General features: G+C 71.2%; 15 protein-coding genes. 10 read left to right on the plus strand and 5 right to left on the minus strand.

Annotated features, from left to right (window positions below; translation table 11 throughout):
- Positions 1 to 21 precede the first annotated feature (21 nt).
- Entirely contained in the window at positions 22 to 900 is an 879-nt protein-coding gene (locus tag ACFT2C_RS24635) for an aldo/keto reductase (RefSeq protein WP_377209722.1), read from the minus strand.
- 114 nt (positions 901 to 1,014) lie between these two features.
- Here ACFT2C_RS24635 and ACFT2C_RS24640 point away from each other — a divergent pair, with 114 nt between their 5' ends.
- Both ACFT2C_RS24640 and ACFT2C_RS24645 read left to right on the plus strand, forming a co-directional pair.
- Entirely contained in the window at positions 1,015 to 1,419 is a 405-nt protein-coding gene (locus tag ACFT2C_RS24640; protein ID WP_377209723.1) for a cupin domain-containing protein, read from the plus strand.
- A gap of 111 nt (positions 1,420 to 1,530) precedes the next feature.
- The gene (locus tag ACFT2C_RS24645; RefSeq protein ID WP_377209724.1) at positions 1,531 to 2,169 is read left to right on the plus strand and encodes a DUF6518 family protein; all 639 of its coding nucleotides are present in this window, start codon (positions 1,531 to 1,533) and stop codon (positions 2,167 to 2,169) included.
- Here the strand turns inward: ACFT2C_RS24645 and ACFT2C_RS24650 are convergent, their stop codons facing one another.
- Positions 2,170 to 3,051 carry a winged helix-turn-helix transcriptional regulator gene (locus ACFT2C_RS24650; protein ID WP_377209725.1) on the minus strand — a complete coding sequence of 294 codons (882 nt, stop codon included), beginning with the start codon at positions 3,049 to 3,051 and terminating at the stop codon, positions 2,170 to 2,172.
- Positions 3,052 to 3,136: 85 nt separating this feature from the next.
- On the opposite strand from ACFT2C_RS24650, the gene ACFT2C_RS24655 reads away from it, so the two are divergent.
- Entirely contained in the window at positions 3,137 to 4,390 is a 1,254-nt protein-coding gene (locus ACFT2C_RS24655) for an MFS transporter (protein ID WP_377209726.1), read from the plus strand.
- Positions 4,391 to 4,450: 60 nt separating this feature from the next.
- On the opposite strand, the gene ACFT2C_RS24660 is transcribed toward ACFT2C_RS24655, so the two are convergent.
- Entirely contained in the window at positions 4,451 to 5,587 is a 1,137-nt protein-coding gene (locus ACFT2C_RS24660) for an epoxide hydrolase family protein (RefSeq protein WP_377209737.1), read from the minus strand.
- Positions 5,588 to 5,734: 147 nt separating this feature from the next.
- On the opposite strand from ACFT2C_RS24660, the gene ACFT2C_RS24665 reads away from it, so the two are divergent.
- Complete coding sequence (locus ACFT2C_RS24665) at positions 5,735 to 6,685, plus strand: helix-turn-helix transcriptional regulator (protein ID WP_377209727.1); 951 nt, start codon at positions 5,735 to 5,737, stop codon at positions 6,683 to 6,685.
- A gap of 198 nt (positions 6,686 to 6,883) precedes the next feature.
- Positions 6,884 to 9,109 carry a catalase/peroxidase HPI gene (katG, locus tag ACFT2C_RS24670; protein WP_377209728.1) on the plus strand — a complete coding sequence of 742 codons (2,226 nt, stop codon included), beginning with the start codon at positions 6,884 to 6,886 and terminating at the stop codon, positions 9,107 to 9,109.
- A 21-nt stretch (positions 9,110 to 9,130) separates the two neighbouring features.
- Here the strand turns inward: katG and ACFT2C_RS24675 are convergent, their stop codons facing one another.
- Entirely contained in the window at positions 9,131 to 9,847 is a 717-nt protein-coding gene (locus tag ACFT2C_RS24675; protein WP_377209729.1) for a TetR family transcriptional regulator, read from the minus strand.
- 59 nt (positions 9,848 to 9,906) lie between these two features.
- Here ACFT2C_RS24675 and ACFT2C_RS24680 point away from each other — a divergent pair, with 59 nt between their 5' ends.
- Positions 9,907 to 10,764 carry an SDR family NAD(P)-dependent oxidoreductase gene (locus tag ACFT2C_RS24680; RefSeq protein ID WP_377209730.1) on the plus strand — a complete coding sequence of 286 codons (858 nt, stop codon included), beginning with the start codon at positions 9,907 to 9,909 and terminating at the stop codon, positions 10,762 to 10,764.
- A gap of 96 nt (positions 10,765 to 10,860) precedes the next feature.
- Positions 10,861 to 12,363 carry a mannitol dehydrogenase family protein gene (locus ACFT2C_RS24685; protein ID WP_377209731.1) on the plus strand — a complete coding sequence of 501 codons (1,503 nt, stop codon included), beginning with the start codon at positions 10,861 to 10,863 and terminating at the stop codon, positions 12,361 to 12,363.
- Between the two features lie 128 nt (positions 12,364 to 12,491).
- Here ACFT2C_RS24685 and ACFT2C_RS24690 read toward each other — a convergent pair whose 3' ends face one another.
- A complete protein-coding gene (locus ACFT2C_RS24690; RefSeq protein WP_377209732.1) occupies positions 12,492 to 13,424 on the minus strand; it encodes a sugar-binding transcriptional regulator in 933 nt (310 codons plus the stop codon).
- Positions 13,425 to 13,584: 160 nt separating this feature from the next.
- On the opposite strand from ACFT2C_RS24690, the gene ACFT2C_RS24695 reads away from it, so the two are divergent.
- From ACFT2C_RS24695 to ACFT2C_RS24705, 3 genes are read left to right on the plus strand one after another with little or no spacing between them, the layout of a single operon-like run.
- On the plus strand, positions 13,585 to 14,961 hold the full coding sequence (locus ACFT2C_RS24695; RefSeq protein ID WP_377209733.1) for an ABC transporter substrate-binding protein: 1,377 nt from the start codon (positions 13,585 to 13,587) through the stop codon (positions 14,959 to 14,961).
- Positions 14,958 to 15,905 carry a carbohydrate ABC transporter permease gene (locus ACFT2C_RS24700; RefSeq protein ID WP_377209734.1) on the plus strand — a complete coding sequence of 316 codons (948 nt, stop codon included), beginning with the start codon at positions 14,958 to 14,960 and terminating at the stop codon, positions 15,903 to 15,905. Before ACFT2C_RS24695 ends, ACFT2C_RS24700 begins: the two co-directional genes overlap by 4 nt.
- A 2-nt stretch (positions 15,906 to 15,907) precedes the next feature.
- The gene (locus ACFT2C_RS24705; protein WP_377209735.1) at positions 15,908 to 16,744 is read left to right on the plus strand and encodes a carbohydrate ABC transporter permease; all 837 of its coding nucleotides are present in this window, start codon (positions 15,908 to 15,910) and stop codon (positions 16,742 to 16,744) included.
- The last annotated feature ends 74 nt before the right edge of the window (positions 16,745 to 16,818 follow it).

Genomic DNA, 16,818 nt, shown 5'->3' on the forward strand with positions numbered 1-16,818 from the left:
CCGGCCCCCGGGTGCCAGGGCTCAGGCCTCCGGGATCTTGAAGCCCGCAGTCTCCAGGGTGAGCGACGCCGGCTCAGGGCCCCGCCGCACGCCCTCGTCGAGCGCGTCGATGGCCCGCAGCTCGGCCTCGGTGAGCTCGAAGCCGAAGACGTCGAAGTTCTCCTCGATCCGGTGCGGCGTGACCGACTTCGGGATGGCCGACCGGCCCTCCTGCAGGTGCCAGCGCAGCATCACCTGGGCCGCTGTCTTGCCGTGGGCAGCGGCGATGCCCGCGATGGTGGGGTCGTCGAGCGTGCTGGTGCCGCCCGTGCGGTAGAAGGTGATGCCGCCGATCGGGGACCAGGCCTGCGAGAGGATGCCGCGCTCGGCGTCGGCGGCCAGCACGTCGCGCTGGGCGAAGTACGGGTGGATCTCGATCTGGTTGACCGCGGGCACCACCGACGTCGCGCCGAGGAGCTCGTCGAGGTTCTCGCGCATGAAGTTGCTGACGCCGATCGCGCGGACCTTGCCGTCGGCGAGCAGCTGCTCCAGCGCCCGGTACGCGTCGATCGTCAGATGGAAGTCGGTGGGCAGCGGCTGGTGCAGGATCAGCAGGTCGAGCTGGCCGACGCCGAGCTTGGCCGCCGACTTCTCGAAGGCGTGCAGCGCCGCGTCGTAGCCGTAGTCGCTGATCCAGACCTTGGTCTCGACGAAGATCTCGGACCGGTCGAGGCCGGAGCGGCGGATCGCCTCGCCGACCTCACGTTCGTTGCCGTAGGCGGCGGCCGTGTCGATGTGCCGGTAGCCGGTCCGCAGCGCGGCCTCGACGGCGACCACGGTCTCCGCGGGCGCCGTCTGGAAGACGCCGAAGCCCAGGGCGGGCAGCTCGACGCCGTTGTTCAGGGTCAGGTGTGTGGTCATGTGTGTTCCTCCCACCAACCATGGGAACCCGCGAGCGCGGCCTGAGGGAGTGACTGGCATTACCGGTCACAGCAGGGCATGCCAGCGGCGGCGGCCTGTGCCTACGGTCGAACCATGGACATCGACCCCCGCACCCCGACCGTCAAGAACCCGCCCGAACGGTTCACCGGCGACGTCTGGCTCGATCCGATCGCGGCACCGCGCACGGAGGGTCAGCGCATGATCGTCGCCAAGGTCCGGTTCGCCCCCGGAGCCCGCACGGCATGGCACTCGCACGCGCTCGGCCAGACGCTGCACGTGACCCAGGGCGTCGCCTGGGTGCAGGCGCGCGGCGGCGACCGGGTCGAGCTGCACGCCGGTCAGACCGCCTACTGCCCGCCGGGCGAGGAGCACTGGCACGGGGCGGCGGCCGACAGCTTCATGGAGCACCTCGCCATGCTCGACAATGCCGACGACCCGGACACCACGACCACCTGGCTCGAGCACGTCACCGACGAGGAGTACGACCGGGCGAGCTGAGCGCGCCGCATCACGAACCCCGCGTGGCTCCGTGCGACGTCCACCCTGGGGTGGACACGATCCGACCTGGGGCCGATGTGCGCGGCGGCGCCGGTCCATAGATTCTGTGCCATGACTACGGCCGCACAGACCTCGTCCGCCCCAGCGCTCATCTCTCGCCCGGTGATCCGACTCGGGATCGTCGTGGTCCTGAGCTTCCTGCTGGGCGGCCTGACGTCGTACGCGCAGGGGTTCCTGCCGGACGCCTTCGAGTCGTTCGCCAACTCGGCCAGCGGCTGGACGGTGCTCACCGCGCTGCTCGTGTACTGGTCCCGGGCGCGCACCGTGCCCGCAGCGGTGCTGGGGGCGGTGAGCTTCGTGCTGCTCGTGCTCGGGTACATGGTGGCGGCCCAGGTGCGCGGCTTCGTGTACGACCCGCTGCACTTCTCCGTCGTGGGAGTGGTCGCCGGGCCGTTCGTGGGAGCGGCCGCGTCGTGGCTGCGCGCCACCGGTGTCCGGGCGGCCCTCGGCACGGCGCTGCTCGCCGGCATCGGCGTGGGGGAGTCCGTGTACGGGCTGACGATCATCCGCGAGACGACGAGCCCCGTCTACTGGACCGTGATCGGCGTCGCCGGCCTGGCGCTGGTGACCGTGATGCTCGTCCGTCGCGTCCGGGGCGCGCTGCCGGTCGCGCTGGCGTCAGGTGGACCGGTGGTGCTCGCGGCAGTCTTCAACCTTGCCATCGTCAACCTTCCGTACATGCGGTTCTAGCTACACCTCGACCAGGTGTTCTATCGCCTCCAGCATCTCGGCCACCGATCCGGCGGGGTCGGTGATCGGCATCTGCACGTGGGCGATCGAGCCCCGTGGCGAGACCAGCAGGCTCTGGCGCTTGTACCGCTCCTGACCCGCGGTGCGGAAGATCGGGAGCCGGAGGTGAGCCGCCAGCAGCGCGTCGCCGTCGGACGCGAGGCGGTAGGGGAGGCCGGCGAAATCGGCGAACGCGTCGAGCTCGTCGGTCTGCTGCGTGCTGATCCCGATCACGTCCGCGCCGAGCGCCGCGAAGTCGGCGTGCCGCGACGCGTAGGTGGTGGCCTCAAGGGTGCAGCCCGCCGTTCCCGGCATCTGCCCCCATGCGGGCGGCGCGTCGCCGGGTGCGAACGCGCCGGGGAACAGGAACAGGACCCGCCACCTCTCGGTCGTCTCCCCGCCGACGTCGACGGCGGTCCCGTCGTGGGCGGTCAGCGTCAGCTCCGGTATGGGCCGGCCCACCAGCTCGTGGACGCGCCGGGCCTCCGCGGAGTCGCCGGCCGATGACGCGGAGACGCTGCCGTCGCCCAGCAGGTACCGGTCGCCGAACTCCTGCATGGCGACCAGGACCGAGAGCAGGCCTTCACCCTTCGGGGTGAGCACGTAGTCGTGGCGCGGTGGGCGTTCGGAGTAGGCGCGCCTGGTCAGGATCTCGTGGCCGACCAGCGTGGCGAGCCGTTCGGTCAGGGCGCGTCTGCTGATGCCGAGCTCGCCCTGGATACGGTCGAACCGGGCGCGGCCGCCCGCGATCTCGCGCAGCACGAGCCAGGTCCACCAGTCGCCGACCACGCCCATCGTCTGGGCGATGCCGCAATCGGTGTCGGAGAGATCTGCGTACCGCATGGGCCCCATCCTGGCGTATTCGTCGTCGTGACCATGTCCAGCTAGTGTACGTTCCAAAATGGAACTCACTAGGAGAGTGGAGCACATGGCGCGGATCGAACCGGCCTCGACCACCGTCGGTGCATCGCCGGGCGCGAGGGCCTTCTGGACCTACTGGACGGCGAGCGCGACGAGCACGCTCGGCACCGGCGTCACCACCGTCGCCCTCCCGCTGGTCGCGGTGCTCGTCCTGGACGCCGGCCCGAGCCAGATGGGCGTGCTCGCCGCCGCGACCTACGTGGCGTGGCTCGTGCTCGGCCTGCCGGCCGGCGCGCTGGTGGCGCGCTCCCGGGTGCGCGGCATCCAGGTCGCGGCCGACCTCGTCCGGGCCGCCGCGATCGCGTCGGTGCCTGTGGCGTGGTGGCTCGGCGCGCTCACGTTCGGCCACCTCGTCGGTGTGGCCCTCGTGATCTCCTTCGCGAGCGTGCTGTTCGACACAGCGAACACCACCTACTTCGTCTCCGTCGTGCCCAAGGACCGCATCCAGGGCCGCAACAGCCTGATGAGTGCCACGCACGGCGTCGGCGAGCTCGCGGGACCGTCCCTGGGCGGGCTGCTCGTCCAGGCGGTGGGCGCCGTGGCCGCGCTGCTCGTCGACGTCGTCAGCTACATCGCCTCGGCGATCCTGCTGCGGACCCTGCCGGAACAGCCCACGGCGACCGAGGCGGCGTCGGACACCCCGATCCGCACCCTGATCGCCGAGGGGTGGCGGTACGTGAGCCGCCACCCGATCGTCGGCCCGTGCATGTGGGCCGCCACCCTGATCAACGTCGTGTGCGGCGGCCAGCTCGCCCTGTTCACCCTGTACCTGGTGCGTGAGCTGCACGCGCCCGCAGGGCTGGTCGGCCTGCTGCTCGCCGCCGCGGCGGTCGGCTCCATCCTCGGCGCAGGCGCGGTGCCCTGGCTGAGCCGCCGGATCGGCTCGGCGCGGCTGGCGGTCGTCTCGAGCTTCGTGAGCGTCGCAGGAGCGGCGGTGATTCCCCTGGGCGCCGGGGTCGCGGGGATGATCGCCTTCGCCGTCGGCAGTGCGATCTTCTCCATGGGTGTGGTCTGGCTCAGCACCGCCACGCGGACCTACCGGTTCGTGTCCACACCACCAGAGCTGCTGTCCCGCGTCATGGCGACCGTCCGGTTCGTCTCCTGGGGCGGTATCCCCGTGGGCGGGCTCCTGGCTGGGCTGGTCGCCGATGCGGTCGGGCTCCGGGCGGGCATCCTGGCGCTCGCGGTCGCCACGCTCGGGGCGCCCCTCGTGCTGCTGGCGAGCCGGGTGCGCGGGCTGCGCGACTTCCCGGAGGTGTGACGAAACAAGAACAAGACGGGCTCGACCACCGCACCGGTGGTCGAGCCCGTCGAGACCAGGTCAGGCCTGGGCGAAGAACGTCCGCAGGTCCTGGACCACGAGCTCCGGCACCTCCAGGGCTGCGAAGTGGCCGCCCTTCGGGTACTCGGCCCAGTGCTCGATGCGGGCGTTGTCCCGCTCGGCGAGCGACCGGATGGTCTGGAAGTCGTCGGCGAAGACGGCGACGCCGATCCGGCCCGTGCTCACCACGGGCTCCGCGCCGGAGCGCTGCTCGGTGTAGTGGTAGCGCACCGCCGTCGCCGCCGTGTTGGTGAGCCAGTAGAGGCTGACCTGCGCCAGCACCTGGTCGAGGGAGACGAGGCTGGTGCCGTTGCCGAAGTTCTCGAACAGCTCGCTGTAGGCGAGCTGCGCGACGGGCGAGTCGCTGAGCCCGGCGGCGATCGTCTGGGGCCGGGAGGCGTTCATCGCGTTGTACCCGCCCACGCTCTGGAACCACTGCATGTGCGCGAGGGCGGCGAACTCCTTGGGGCCGAACCCGTCCATCTCGCCCTCCGCGCCGGACGGGAACGAGAAGAGCTGTAGCAGGTGGGCGCCGAGGAAGCCCTCGGGGTCCATGACGGCGAGCTCCCGGCCGATCATCGTGCCGGCGTCGCTGCCGTGGGTGCCGTAGGACTCGTAGCCCAGCCGGCGCATCAGGGTGTCCCAGGTGCGGGCGACGCGGGCCATGGTCCAGCTCCCGCCGTCGGACGGCTCGCTGAGCGGGGTGCTGAAGCCGAAGCCGGGGATCGACGGGACGACGACGTGGAAGGCGTCCTCGGCGCGGCCGCCGTGGGCGACCGGGTCGGTGAGCGGGCCGATCATGTCGAGGAAGTCGAGGAACGAGCCCGGGTAGGTGTGGGTCAGGACGAGGGCGCGCGCGCCCGGCTCTGCCGAGCGGACGTGCAGGAAGTGCACGGTCTGCCCGTCGATCTCGGTCAGGAACTGCGGGAAGGCGTTGGCCCGCTCCTCGACCGCGCGCCAGTCGAACGTGGTGCGCCAGCGGTCCACCGCGTTGCGGAGGTACGACTCGGGAGTTCCGTAGTCCCAGGAGTCGCCCGGCGCGGCCGGGGCGAAGCGGGTGCGGGCGAGGCGGTCGGCCAGGTCGTCGAGGTCGGCCTGCGGGATCTCGATGCGGAAGGGGCGGACGTCGGTGCTCATGTCGGTGCTCATCTCACTGGTGACGGTGGTGTCGGTGGTGTTGCTCCTGGTCTCCATGTCTCCGACACTACGGGCGGTTCAGGAACGGTTCTTTCCTCTATTCTGGCGTGGTTCGAAGAACTTTCCGGAACGTCATGAGGAGCCGCGATGAGTACGACGGCGGGGCGGCTGCTCGCCCTCCTGGGCCTGCTGCAGTCCCGTGCCGAGTGGTCCGGCGCCGAGCTCGCGGCGCGGCTCGACGTCACCGGCCGCACGGTGCGCAACGACGTCGCCCGCCTGCGCGACCTCGGCTACCCGGTCGACGCCGTCCGCGGGCCCGGCGGCCGCTACCGGCTGGGCGTGGGCGGCAAGCTGCCCCCGCTCCTGCTCGACGACGAGGAGGCCGTCGCCGTGGCGGTCGGGCTGCGGGCCGCCACCGGCGTCGGCGGGATCGAGGAGAGCAGCGCCCGCGCGCTCGCCAAGCTGGAGCAGGTGCTGCCCGACCGCCTGCGCCGTCAGGTCGCCGCGCTGCGGGACGCCACGAGCGCCGGGCCGGCGAACACGGACAGCAACGTCGAGGACCCCGCCGTCGACCCGGCGCTGCTCACCGAGCTGGCCGCCGCGATCCGCGACCACCAGGGGCTGCGCTGCTGGTACCGCTCCGAGCCGCGGGAGGTGGAGCCGGTCCGGCTCGTGGCCTGGCAGCGGCGGTGGTACCTCGTGGGGCGGGACGTCGGCTCTGGCCGGTGGGAGCCGTTCCGCCTGGACTGGCTGGAGCTGCGCACCCCGGGCGGACGGCGGTTCGTGCCCACCGACCCGCCGTTCGACCTGACCGAGTTCGTGGTCCGGGAGGTGGCCCGGACGGGCTGGGCGGTGCACGCCCGGATCCTGGTGCACGCTCCGGCCGAAGAGGTGCTCGCCCGCGTCAACCCGGCGGTCGGCACGGTCGAGCCGCGCGACGACGGGACGAGCGTGCTGGTCACGGGCGGGGACAGCCTGGAGACGGTGGCCGTGTGGATCGGCATGCTCGGGCTCGACTTCACGGTCCGGGAGCCGCAGGGGCTGGTCGACCACCTGGCGGAGCTGTCCCGGCGGTACGCGGCGGCGGTACACGGGTGAAAACTTGACCGATTCCAGAAAGACCGACAGGGTGTGACCATGGTCACGGCTGCGCCACATCCAGCCGTCGGGCACCGTCGCCCGCTACGAGACCCGGGTGGGCGTCAACCACCACCACGTCGTCTGCCGGTCACCACCGCCAACGGCTCGTGATCGCCGGCTCGTGATCGACGCGAGCGGCACGTCCGGAAGGAATCCATGTCTGAGAACCAGGGAAACGTCTACCAGGCGAACGAGGAAGCGGCGGCCGGCGGCTGCCCGGTGGTGCACGGTGCGGGTGCGCGCGCGCCGCACCCCACGGAGGGCGGCGGCAACCGCCAGTGGTGGCCGAACCGGCTCAACGTGAAGATCCTCGCCAAGAACCCCGCCGTGGCGAACCCGCTGGGCGCGGAGTTCGACTACGCCGAGGCCTTCGCGAGCCTCGACCTGGCCGCCGTGAAGCAGGACATCGCCGAGGTTCTCACCACCTCGCAGGACTGGTGGCCCGCTGACTTCGGCCACTACGGGCCCCTCATCATCCGCATGGCCTGGCACAGCGCGGGCACCTACCGCTCGCACGACGGCCGCGGCGGTGGCGGCGCGGGCCAGCAGCGCTTCGCCCCGCTGAACAGCTGGCCGGACAACGGGAACCTCGACAAGGCGCGGCGTCTGCTGTGGCCGGTGAAGAAGAAGTACGGGCAGAAGCTCTCCTGGGCCGACCTGATGATCCTCTCCGGGAACGTCGCGTTGGAGTCGATGGGCTTCAAGACCTTCGGCTTCGCCGGCGGCCGCGCCGACGTCTGGGAGCCGGACGAGGACGTGTACTGGGGCCCCGAGACCGGGTGGCTCGACGACGAGCGGTACAGCGGCGACCGCGAGCTGGAGAACCCGCTGGCTGCCGTCCAGATGGGCCTCATCTACGTGAACCCGGAGGGGCCGAACGGCAACCCGGACCCGCTGCTGGCCGCCCGGGACATCCGGGAGACGTTCCGCCGCATGGCGATGAACGACGAGGAGACCGTGGCGCTGATCGCCGGCGGGCACACCTTCGGCAAGACCCACGGCGCGGCGCCCGACCACCATGTCGGCCCGGAGCCCGAGGCGGAGGGCATCGAGGCGCAGGGGCTCGGCTGGAAGAACGCCTTCGGCGCCGGCCATGGCGGCGACACCATCACGAGCGGCCTCGAGGTCACCTGGACCAGCACGCCGACCCAGTGGGGCAACGGGTTCTTCCACAACCTGTTCGAGCACGAGTACGAGCTCACGCAGAGCCCGGCCGGCGCGAACCAGTGGGTCGCCACGAGCGGCGAGGGCACCATCCCCGACGCGCACGACCCGTCGAAGAGCCACTCCCCGACGATGCTCACCACGGACCTGGCGCTGAAGCTGGACCCGGTCTACGAGCGGATCTCGCGCCGCTTCTACGAGAACCCCGACCAGTTCCAGGACGCGTTCGCGCGCGCCTGGTACAAGCTGACCCACCGCGACATGGGCCCCAAGGCCCGCTACCTCGGCCCCGAGGTCCCCGAGGAGACGCTGATCTGGCAGGACCCGGTGCCGGCCGCGCCCGCCGAGGTGATCGGCGACGCGGAGGTCGCGACGCTCAAGGGCCTGATCGCCGGCTCCGGCCTGACGGTGGCGCAGCTCGTGTCCACGGCGTGGGCGTCTGCGGCGTCGTTCCGCGGCAGCGACAAGCGCGGCGGCGCGAACGGTGCGCGCATCCGACTGGAGCCGCAGAAGGACTGGGAGGTCAACAACCCGACCGAGCTGGTGCCCGTGCTGCGCGCGCTGGAGGGCGTCCAGGAGAGCTTCAACGCCTCCTCGTCGGTCCCGGTCTCCTTGGCGGACGTGATCGTGCTGGCCGGCGCCGTCGGCGTCGAGCAGGCCGCGCAGGCGGCGGGCCTGGACGTCGAGGTGCCGTTCACGCCCGGGCGCGTGGACGCGACCCAGGAGCAGACCGACGTCGAGTCGTTCGCGTGGCTCGAGCCGGCCGCGGACGGGTTCCGGAACTACGTCGGCAAGGGCAACCGCCTGCCCACGGAGTACCTGCTGCTCGACCGGGCGAACCTGCTGAACCTGAGCGCGCCGGAGATGACGGTCCTGGTCGGCGGCCTGCGCGTGCTGGGCGCCAACTACGACGGGTCGTCGCTGGGCGTGCTGACCGAGACCCCGGGCGCGCTGACCAACGACTTCTTCGTCAACCTCCTCGACCTGGGCACCACGTGGACGTCCACGTCCCAGGACCAGGAGGCCTTCGAGGCGCGCGACGAGTCCGGGACGGCCAGGTGGACCGGCAGCCGGGCCGACCTGGTGTTCGGCTCGAACTCCGAGCTGCGTGCGCTCGCCGAGGTCTACGCGAGCGACGACGCCAGGGAGAAGTTCGCGCGGGACTTCGTCCAGGCATGGGCGAAGGTCATGGACCTCGACCGGTTCGACGTCGCCTGACGGCTGAGCAGGAACGACTGGTTACCTCTGGCGTCGGCTACGGCCGGCGCCAGAGGCCTTTTCGGACGCCGGCCCCGGGCCGAGCTGCCTCGGCAGCCCGCGCAGCATCGACCCGAGGATCCGGGCCAGCCGCGGCTCGACGTCGACCAAGGCGTGCGAGAGCCGCGGGTCCGACTGGTAGAGGGCCGCGACCTCGGGCGCCGGGGTGGCGATCTGATGGAACGTCCCGGCCATCGACGTCGACGCCGCGACGAGGTCGACGCCGTCCTGTTCCGTCAGGCCGGGCAGGGCCGCGCGGACGGCCGGCACGATCTGGCCCAGCCCGTCGCGGGTCGTGAGCTTGAACTCCCTGACTCGCTCCAGCGACACGTTCCGTTCGAGGTTCAGCGGCGTCTGTGCGAGCAGGTCGCAGAACATCGGGCGGGCGGCGAGAGTCGCGGCGAACGTCGCGGCGACGGCGTCCGCGTCGGGCCGCTCGATGGCGCGCAGCCGCTCGGCGAGCGCGGGGGCCCAGTCCCTCCAGCCTTCGGCGGTGAGCCGCAGGAAGATCTCCTCGCGCGTCTCGAAGTACCGCAGCATCGCCGACTTGTGCATGCCCACGGCGTCGGCGATGTCGGTCAGCGTCACCTCCCGGATGCCCCGTTCGGCGCCGAGCCGGCGGGCGGCGTCGAGGATGGCGGCCTCGCGGACGAGCTTGGCCTCGGGGGAGCGTGCTCGCTGGAAGTCCCGAGTCGTCATCGTCACATCTTAGCGCAACGGTGTTGCGCAAGTTAAGGCAACGGTGTTTTATTAGAGCCATGCAGCAGACATGGTTCATCACCGGTTCATCCCGCGGCTTCGGCCGTTCCCTCGCTCGCGCCGCGCTCGCCGCCGGCGACCGGGTCGCCGCCACGGCGCGGCGCCCCGAACGGCTCGACGACCTCGTGGCGGAGTTCGGCGATCGGGTGCTCCCGCTCCGGCTCGACGTGACCGACCCGGGCGCGGCCCGTGCCGCCCTCGCCGATGCCGCCGCCCGGTTCGGGCGGCTCGACGTGATCGTCAACAACGCCGGCTACGCCAACGTGTCGCCGATCGAGACCACCGACGACGCCGACTTCCGCACCCAGTTCGAGACCAACTTCTGGGGCGTCTACAACGTCTCCAAGGCGGCGATTCCGGTGCTCCGCGCGCAGGGCGGCGGCCTCGTGGTCCAGTTCTCGTCGACCGGCGGACGGGTCGGCGGCTCGCCGGGCATCGCGTCCTACCAGGCGGCGAAGTTCGCCATCGACGGCTTCAGCCGTGTGCTGCGGGTCGAGACGGCGCCGTTCGGCGTCAAGGTGCTCGTCGTCGAGCCGAGCGGGTTCCGGACCGACTGGGCCGGTGCCTCCATGACCGTGCACGACGCCCCTGCCGGGTACGAGTCCACCGTGGGTGCCATGAACTCCCGGATGCGCCAGGGTGGTGCCGGTACGGCCGGCGACCCCGACCGGGCCGCCGAGATCCTCGTCGCGCTGGCCAAGCGGGACGACCTCCCCGACAACCTGCCGCTCGGCGTCAACGCCACCGAGATGTCGGTCGCGCAGGACCGCCGGCTGCTGGAGTCGGACCTCCGGTGGAGCGCCGTGAGCCGGTCCGCAGACTTCGGGGAGCCGTTCCCGGTGGAGCTGCCGGCCTGACGGGTCGGCATAGCCCGCTCATCTGTGATCGCCCTTTGCTCATCTGTTAGCCTGGCGGCTGGTTCAACGGAGTCGGAAGGGCGGCGGAGGAGCACGATGACGGCACTCGACGAAGAGACCGTGGGCAGCCTGGTGGCGTCCGCGCCGAGCGGCGCGGAGCTGACGGTTCCCACCTATGACCGCACCCGGCTGACCACCGGGATCGTCCATCTCGGGGTCGGTGGCTTCCACCGCGCGCACCAGGCGATGTACCTCGACCGGTTGATGGCCGAGGGCAAGGCGCTGGACTGGGCGGTCTGCGGCGTCGGCGTCCTGCCAGGGGACGCGCGGATGCGCGACGCGCTGAACGCCCAGGACGGCCTCTACACCCTGGTGCTCAAGCACCCGGACGGGCGCCTGGAGGCGCGCGTGATCGGGTCGATCAAGGAGTACCTGCTGGCCCCCGACGACCCGGAGACCGTGCTCGAGAAGATGGCCTCGCCCGAGGTGCGCATCGTCTCGCTCACGGTCACCGAGGGCGGGTACAACATCCACCACGTCACCGGCGAGTTCGACCTGGACAACCCGGCGGTTGCCGCGGACCTGGCCGACGGCGCCGTCCCGGCGACGACGTTCGGGCTGGTCACCGAGGCCCTGCGCCGTCGGCGGGAGCGGGGCGTGCCGCCGTTCACCGTGCTGAGCTGCGACAACATCCAGGGCAACGGCGAGGTCGCGCGGCGTGCGTTCACCACGTTCGCCCGCGCCAAGGACGCCGACCTCGCGGGCTGGATCGAGGAGCACGTCGCGTTCCCCAGCTCCATGGTCGACCGGATCACGCCCGTCACCACGGACGCCGACCGCGCCATGGTCGCCGAGCGCTTCGGCGTCGACGACGCCTGGCCCGTGGTCGCCGAGCCGTTCGAGCAGTGGGCGCTGGAGGACAGCTTCCCCACCGGCCGTCCCCCGTTCGAGGACGCCGGCGTGCAGGTCGTGGCCGACGTCGAGCCGTACGAGCTGATGAAGCTGCGCCTGCTCAATGCGGGCCACCAGGCCCTGTGCTACGTCGGCTACCTGTCCGGGTACCGGTACGCGCACGAGGTGGCGGGCGAGGACGTGTTCGCCCGGTTCCTGCTCGGCTATATGGACGACGAGGGCACGCCCACGCTCGCGCCCGTGCCCGGCATCGACCTGGGCCTGTACAAGCGCACGCTGATCGAGCGCTTCGCCAACCCGCACGTCGCGGACACGCTGGCGCGGCTGTGCGCCGAGTCGTCGGACCGGATCCCGAAGTGGCTGCTGCCCGTGGTCCGGCACCACCTGGCGACGGGCGGGCCGATCGGGCACGCGGCGCTCGTCGTCGCCTCGTGGGCCCGGTACGACGAGGGGGTCGACGAGGCTGGCGAGCCCATCACCATCGTCGACCGCCTCGCCGACCGGCTGCACCAGGCCGCGCTCGCGCAGCGGGCCGACCCGCTCGCGTTCCTGCGCGACCGCGAGGTGTTCGGCGACCTGGTCGACGACGAGCGGTTCACCTCGGCCTACACGGCGGCGCTCGACTCCCTGCACAACAAGGGCGCCCGCGCCACGGTCGAGGCCCTCGTAGCCCGGCTCGCGAAGTAGAGCGCCTCTCCGCGGACGCCCGCTCTACCTCGGCAAGCCGGGTTCCGCGAAGTAGAGCGTGTGTCCGTGGACGCACGCTCTACTTCGGCGAATCCGGGTTACTGACGTAGAGCGGGCGTCCGGTGGGCTCACTGCTCCAGGAGGGATTCCAGGGCTGTGGCCGCCGCGTCGTCTATGACCAGGGTGTTGGCCACGCCGCCGGTCACCGCCGCCACCAGGCCCGGCGCGACGGCGGCGCCGTAGCCGATCGCGATGACCTGGGGCGTCGCGGCGAGCTGTTCGAGCGTCACGCCCACCACCCGCTCGTCGAGGCTGGTCCGGACGGGCCGGCCCTCGGCGTCGAACAGGCGGCCCGAGCACTCGGCGATGACGCCGGCCTCGGTGGCCGCCCGCTGCTCCTCGGTGCTGATCCGCGGGAACACCGTGGAGGTGCGCTCGGACCAGTGGCCGATGGCGACGACGGCGACGTCCAGGTGGTCGGCCTTCGCCAGGGCGTCGGCGATCTCCGGCTGCCGGCGCATGCCCGCGGCGGTGGCGGCGTCGGCCACGAGGAGCGGCGACCAGACGGGCCACGTGCGCACGCCCGGCATCTGCGCGAACGTGCTGATCAGCGCGAGGGAGTTGCCGCTGCCCTCCACGGGCAGCGCCCCGACGAGCTGGACGACGTCGCAGTGGGGGAGCCGGCCGATGTGCCGCACCGCGGCCTCGACCGTGCGTGACCACGAGACGCCGACCGTCGCGCCCTCGGTGATGTGCTCCCGGGCCGCGTGGGCGAGCTCGACGGCGACGTTCTCGCGGGTGGTCGCGGCGTCCTCGCCGCTGGCGGCGATGAGGACCTCGCGCAGTCCGAGCCGGGCCGCGAGGCGCGCGCCGCGCTCGCCGTCGACCCGGGGCGGAGTGATCTCGATGCGCACCACGCCCTCGTCACGGGCCTGCGTGAGCAGCCGCGCGACCTGGAAGCGCGAGATGCCGCGGTCGCGTGCGATCTCCACCTTCGACTTGCCGTCGAGGTAGTAGTCGGTGCTCACCTCGACCATGAGGTTCGAGTAGTTCTGGGTCACCTGCGTCCTCACTCCCGCAGGCGTGAGCGGGAACATCTGAGCGGCTGGAAGGGGAGGGCCTTGCTCACCTGAGCATACCGAACTACGCTGCGGATGCAGATGAGCAAGTCATGATCTCAGATGAGCGCGGCGTGGATGCTGCGCCGAGGAGAGGACGAGGATGTTCCGACCTCTGAGGGGAACTTCGGCGAGGGCGAGGCTGACGGCCGCGACGGCCGCCGTCGCGCTGGCCCTGACCGGCTGTGCCGGAGCAGGCGCCGTGGGCGGCGGTGACGGCGAGCAGATAGTCGTGGCCATCGTGTCCAACCCGCAGATGCAGGACGCGATATCGCTGCAGGACGAGTTTCGCGCCGCCCACCCCGGCGTCGACGTGCGGTTCGTGTCGCTGCCCGAGAACGAGGCCCGCGCCAAGATCACGGCCTCGGTCGCGACCGGCGGCGGTGAGTTCGACGTCGTCATGATCTCCAACTACGAGACGCCCATGTGGGCAAAGAACGGCTGGATCGAGGACCTGCAGCCGTACATCGAGCGCACCGACGGGTACGACGCCGAGGACTTCGTCCCCAGCGTCCGCGAGGCCCTCTCGTACGACGACGACATGTACTCCGTGCCGTTCTACGGGGAGTCGTCGTTCCTGGCCTACCGCACCGACCTGTTCGAGCAGGCAGGGCTTGAGATGCCCGCCGACCCGACGTGGGACGACGTGCGCGAGCTCGCCGGCGAGCTGAACGACCCCGCCCAGGACTTCTCCGGCATCTGCCTGCGCGGCCTGGCCGGCTGGGGCGAGGACATGGCCCCCATGACCACCGTCATGAACACGTTCGGCGGCGGCTGGTTCGACGCCGACTGGAACGCCACACTCGACTCCCCGGAGAGCCGCCAGGCCATCGAGACCTACGTCGACACGGTCCGGTCGTACGGCCAGCCGGGCGCCGCGACGTCGGGCTTCGGCGACTGCCTCACACGCTTCGCCCAGGGCCAGTCGGCCATGTGGTACGACGCGACCTCCATGGTCTCCTCGGTCGAGGACCCCGCGTCGTCGACAGTGGCGGGCAAGGTCGGCTACGTGCCCGCGCCCGTCGCCGACACGGACTCGGCGGGCTGGCTCTACTCCTGGTCGCTGGCGATCCCGTCGACGAGCGACCACAAGGACGCCGCCTGGGACTTCGTGTCCTGGATGACCGACAAGGAGTACATCAAGCTGGTCGGCGAGGAGCTCGGCTGGGAGCGGGTGCCGCCCGGCAGCCGGCTGTCCACCTACGAGATCCCCGAGTACGCCGAGGTGTCGCAGGCCTACGCCGACGCGACCCTCGAGTCGATGAACGGGGCCACCCAGGAGTCCGCCATGACCCACCAGGTGCCCTACCCGGGCATCCAGTTCGTGGGGATCCCGGAGTTCCAGGACCTCGGCACCCGCGTGGGCCAGCAGATGTCCGCGGCGATCGCCGGCCAGGTCTCCGTGGACGAGGCCATCGCACAGTCCCAGCGCTACGCCGAAACCGTGGCGGAGACCTACCGGGCCCAGGAGGGGCAATGAGCACCTCGACCATCGACCGGCTCGAAGGCTCGCGCCGCGCCGCCCGCCGCGAGGCGTCCGAGCGTGCGGTGAGCCGTACCGAGGGGTGGAGGCGCCGCGGCCCGCTGCTCCCCGCACTGGTCTTCACCATCATCGTCACCCAGCTCCCGTTCGTGGTGACGATCTGGTACTCCCTGCGCTCGCAGAACCTGCTGCGCCCCGGCGAGGACCTGTTCGTGGGGCTGTCGAACTACGTCGACATCGCCGTCGACTCGACGTTCCGCCAGACCGCCTGGAACTCCGTGGTCATCACCCTCGGGTGCGTGCTGGTGGCGATGGTCCTCGGGATCCTGCTCGCGCTGCTGCTGGACCGCCCGTTCTTCGGGCGCAGCGTGGCCCGCACCATGCTCATCACGCCGTTCCTGGTGATGCCGGTGGCGACGTCGGTGCTGTGGTCCGTTGCGATGCTGAACCCGACCTACGGCCTGTTCAACTGGGCGCTCGGCCTGTTCGGGATCGAGGCCGTCGACTGGACCTCGACCTATCCGGTGATCGCCATCCTGATGGCGCTCGTGTGGCAGTGGACGCCGTTCATGATGCTGCTCGTGCTCGCGGGCCTGCAGGCCCAGCCGAAGGACGTGCTGGAGGCGGCGTCCGTCGACGGCGCCGGGCCGTGGCGAACCTTCCAGTCGATCACGCTGCCGCACCTGCGGCGGTACATCGAGCTGGGCGTGCTGCTCGGGATCATCTACGTGGTCAACACGTTCGACCAGATCTACCTCATGACGGCGGGCGGCCCCGGTACCGCCAGCGCCAACCTGCCGTTCTACATCTACCAGCGCGCGTTCCTCGGGTTCGACATCGGGCAGGCCGCCGCCATGGGCGTCGTCGTCGTGATCGCCACGATCATCGTGGCCTCCGCCGCGCTGCGCCTCATCTTCCGCAGCTTCGAGGTCAAGGAGTGAGCATGTCCGACGTGACGCGCGCGTACCGCCGTCGAACCACCGGTGGCGTGCTGACGACGCTGACCTGGTTGCTGGCCCTCGCGTTCTTCTTCCCTGTCCTCTGGATGGCGATGACGGCGTTCAAGCAGGAGAGCCAGGCGGCCTCCGACCCGCCGACGTGGTTCTTCACGCCGACGCTCGACCAGTTCCGCGCGGTGATCGAGGGCGGGTCCGCGGCCTACGTGGGCAACTCGGCCATCGCCACCGGGGTGTCCACCGTGCTGGTGCTGCTGCTGGGGATCCCGGCGGCGTACGCGCTGTCGATCCGGCCGGTGGAGAAGGTCAGCGACGTCCTGTTCTTCTTCATCTCCACCAAGATGCTGCCGGTCGTGGCCGTCATCGTGCCGATCTACGTGGTGGCCGGGCAGCTCAAGGTGCTCGACAACATCTGGACCCTCGTGGTCCTGTACACCGCGATGAACCTGCCGATCGCGGTCTGGATGATGCGCTCGTTCTTCCTGGAGGTGCCCGGCGAGGTGCTGGAGGCGGCGTCCGTGGACGGCGCCGGGCTGATGCGGACCCTGCGGTCCGTGCTCATCCCGATGGTGGCGCCCGGCATCGCGGCGACGGCGCTCATCTGCGTGATCTTCGCGTGGAACGAGTTCTTCTTCGCGCTCAACCTCACGGCGTCGCGCGCGGCGACCGTGCCAGTGCTCATCGTGTCGACCATGACGAGCGAGGGCCTGTTCCTCGCCCGGCTCTGCGCGGCGGCGCTGCTGGCGTCGCTGCCGGTGATCCTGGCGGGATGGATCGCGCAGAAGCAGCTGGTGCGCGGCCTCTCGATGGGCGCGATCAAGTAGCCCGGGGGCGCCCGCCGGGTGGTCCGCTTCGAGAACACGATCAGGCTTGGAGATCACGCGATCTCCAAGCCCTG

It is taken from the genome of Promicromonospora sp. NPDC057138, assembly GCF_042670845.1.
Taxonomy (GTDB): domain Bacteria; phylum Actinomycetota; class Actinomycetes; order Actinomycetales; family Cellulomonadaceae; genus Promicromonospora.

What these genes read in the sequence shown, in the direction of transcription:
- ACFT2C_RS24635 (WP_377209722.1), bottom strand. Translation starts at nt 900, where the DNA reads ATGACCACACACCTGACCCTGAACAACGGCGTCGAGCTGCCCGCCCTG.
- ACFT2C_RS24640 (WP_377209723.1), top strand. Translation starts at nt 1,015, where the DNA reads ATGGACATCGACCCCCGCACCCCGACCGTCAAGAACCCGCCCGAACGG.
- ACFT2C_RS24645 (WP_377209724.1), top strand. Translation starts at nt 1,531, where the DNA reads ATGACTACGGCCGCACAGACCTCGTCCGCCCCAGCGCTCATCTCTCGC.
- ACFT2C_RS24650 (WP_377209725.1), bottom strand. Translation starts at nt 3,051, where the DNA reads ATGCGGTACGCAGATCTCTCCGACACCGATTGCGGCATCGCCCAGACG.
- ACFT2C_RS24655 (WP_377209726.1), top strand. Translation starts at nt 3,137, where the DNA reads ATGGCGCGGATCGAACCGGCCTCGACCACCGTCGGTGCATCGCCGGGC.
- ACFT2C_RS24660 (WP_377209737.1), bottom strand. Translation starts at nt 5,587, where the DNA reads ATGAGCACCGACGTCCGCCCCTTCCGCATCGAGATCCCGCAGGCCGAC.
- ACFT2C_RS24665 (WP_377209727.1), top strand. Translation starts at nt 5,735, where the DNA reads ATGAGTACGACGGCGGGGCGGCTGCTCGCCCTCCTGGGCCTGCTGCAG.
- katG (WP_377209728.1), top strand. Translation starts at nt 6,884, where the DNA reads ATGTCTGAGAACCAGGGAAACGTCTACCAGGCGAACGAGGAAGCGGCG.
- ACFT2C_RS24675 (WP_377209729.1), bottom strand. Translation starts at nt 9,847, where the DNA reads ATGACGACTCGGGACTTCCAGCGAGCACGCTCCCCCGAGGCCAAGCTC.
- ACFT2C_RS24680 (WP_377209730.1), top strand. Translation starts at nt 9,907, where the DNA reads ATGCAGCAGACATGGTTCATCACCGGTTCATCCCGCGGCTTCGGCCGT.
- ACFT2C_RS24685 (WP_377209731.1), top strand. Translation starts at nt 10,861, where the DNA reads ATGACGGCACTCGACGAAGAGACCGTGGGCAGCCTGGTGGCGTCCGCG.
- ACFT2C_RS24695 (WP_377209733.1), top strand. Translation starts at nt 13,585, where the DNA reads ATGTTCCGACCTCTGAGGGGAACTTCGGCGAGGGCGAGGCTGACGGCC.
- ACFT2C_RS24700 (WP_377209734.1), top strand. Translation starts at nt 14,958, where the DNA reads ATGAGCACCTCGACCATCGACCGGCTCGAAGGCTCGCGCCGCGCCGCC.
- ACFT2C_RS24705 (WP_377209735.1), top strand. Translation starts at nt 15,908, where the DNA reads ATGTCCGACGTGACGCGCGCGTACCGCCGTCGAACCACCGGTGGCGTG.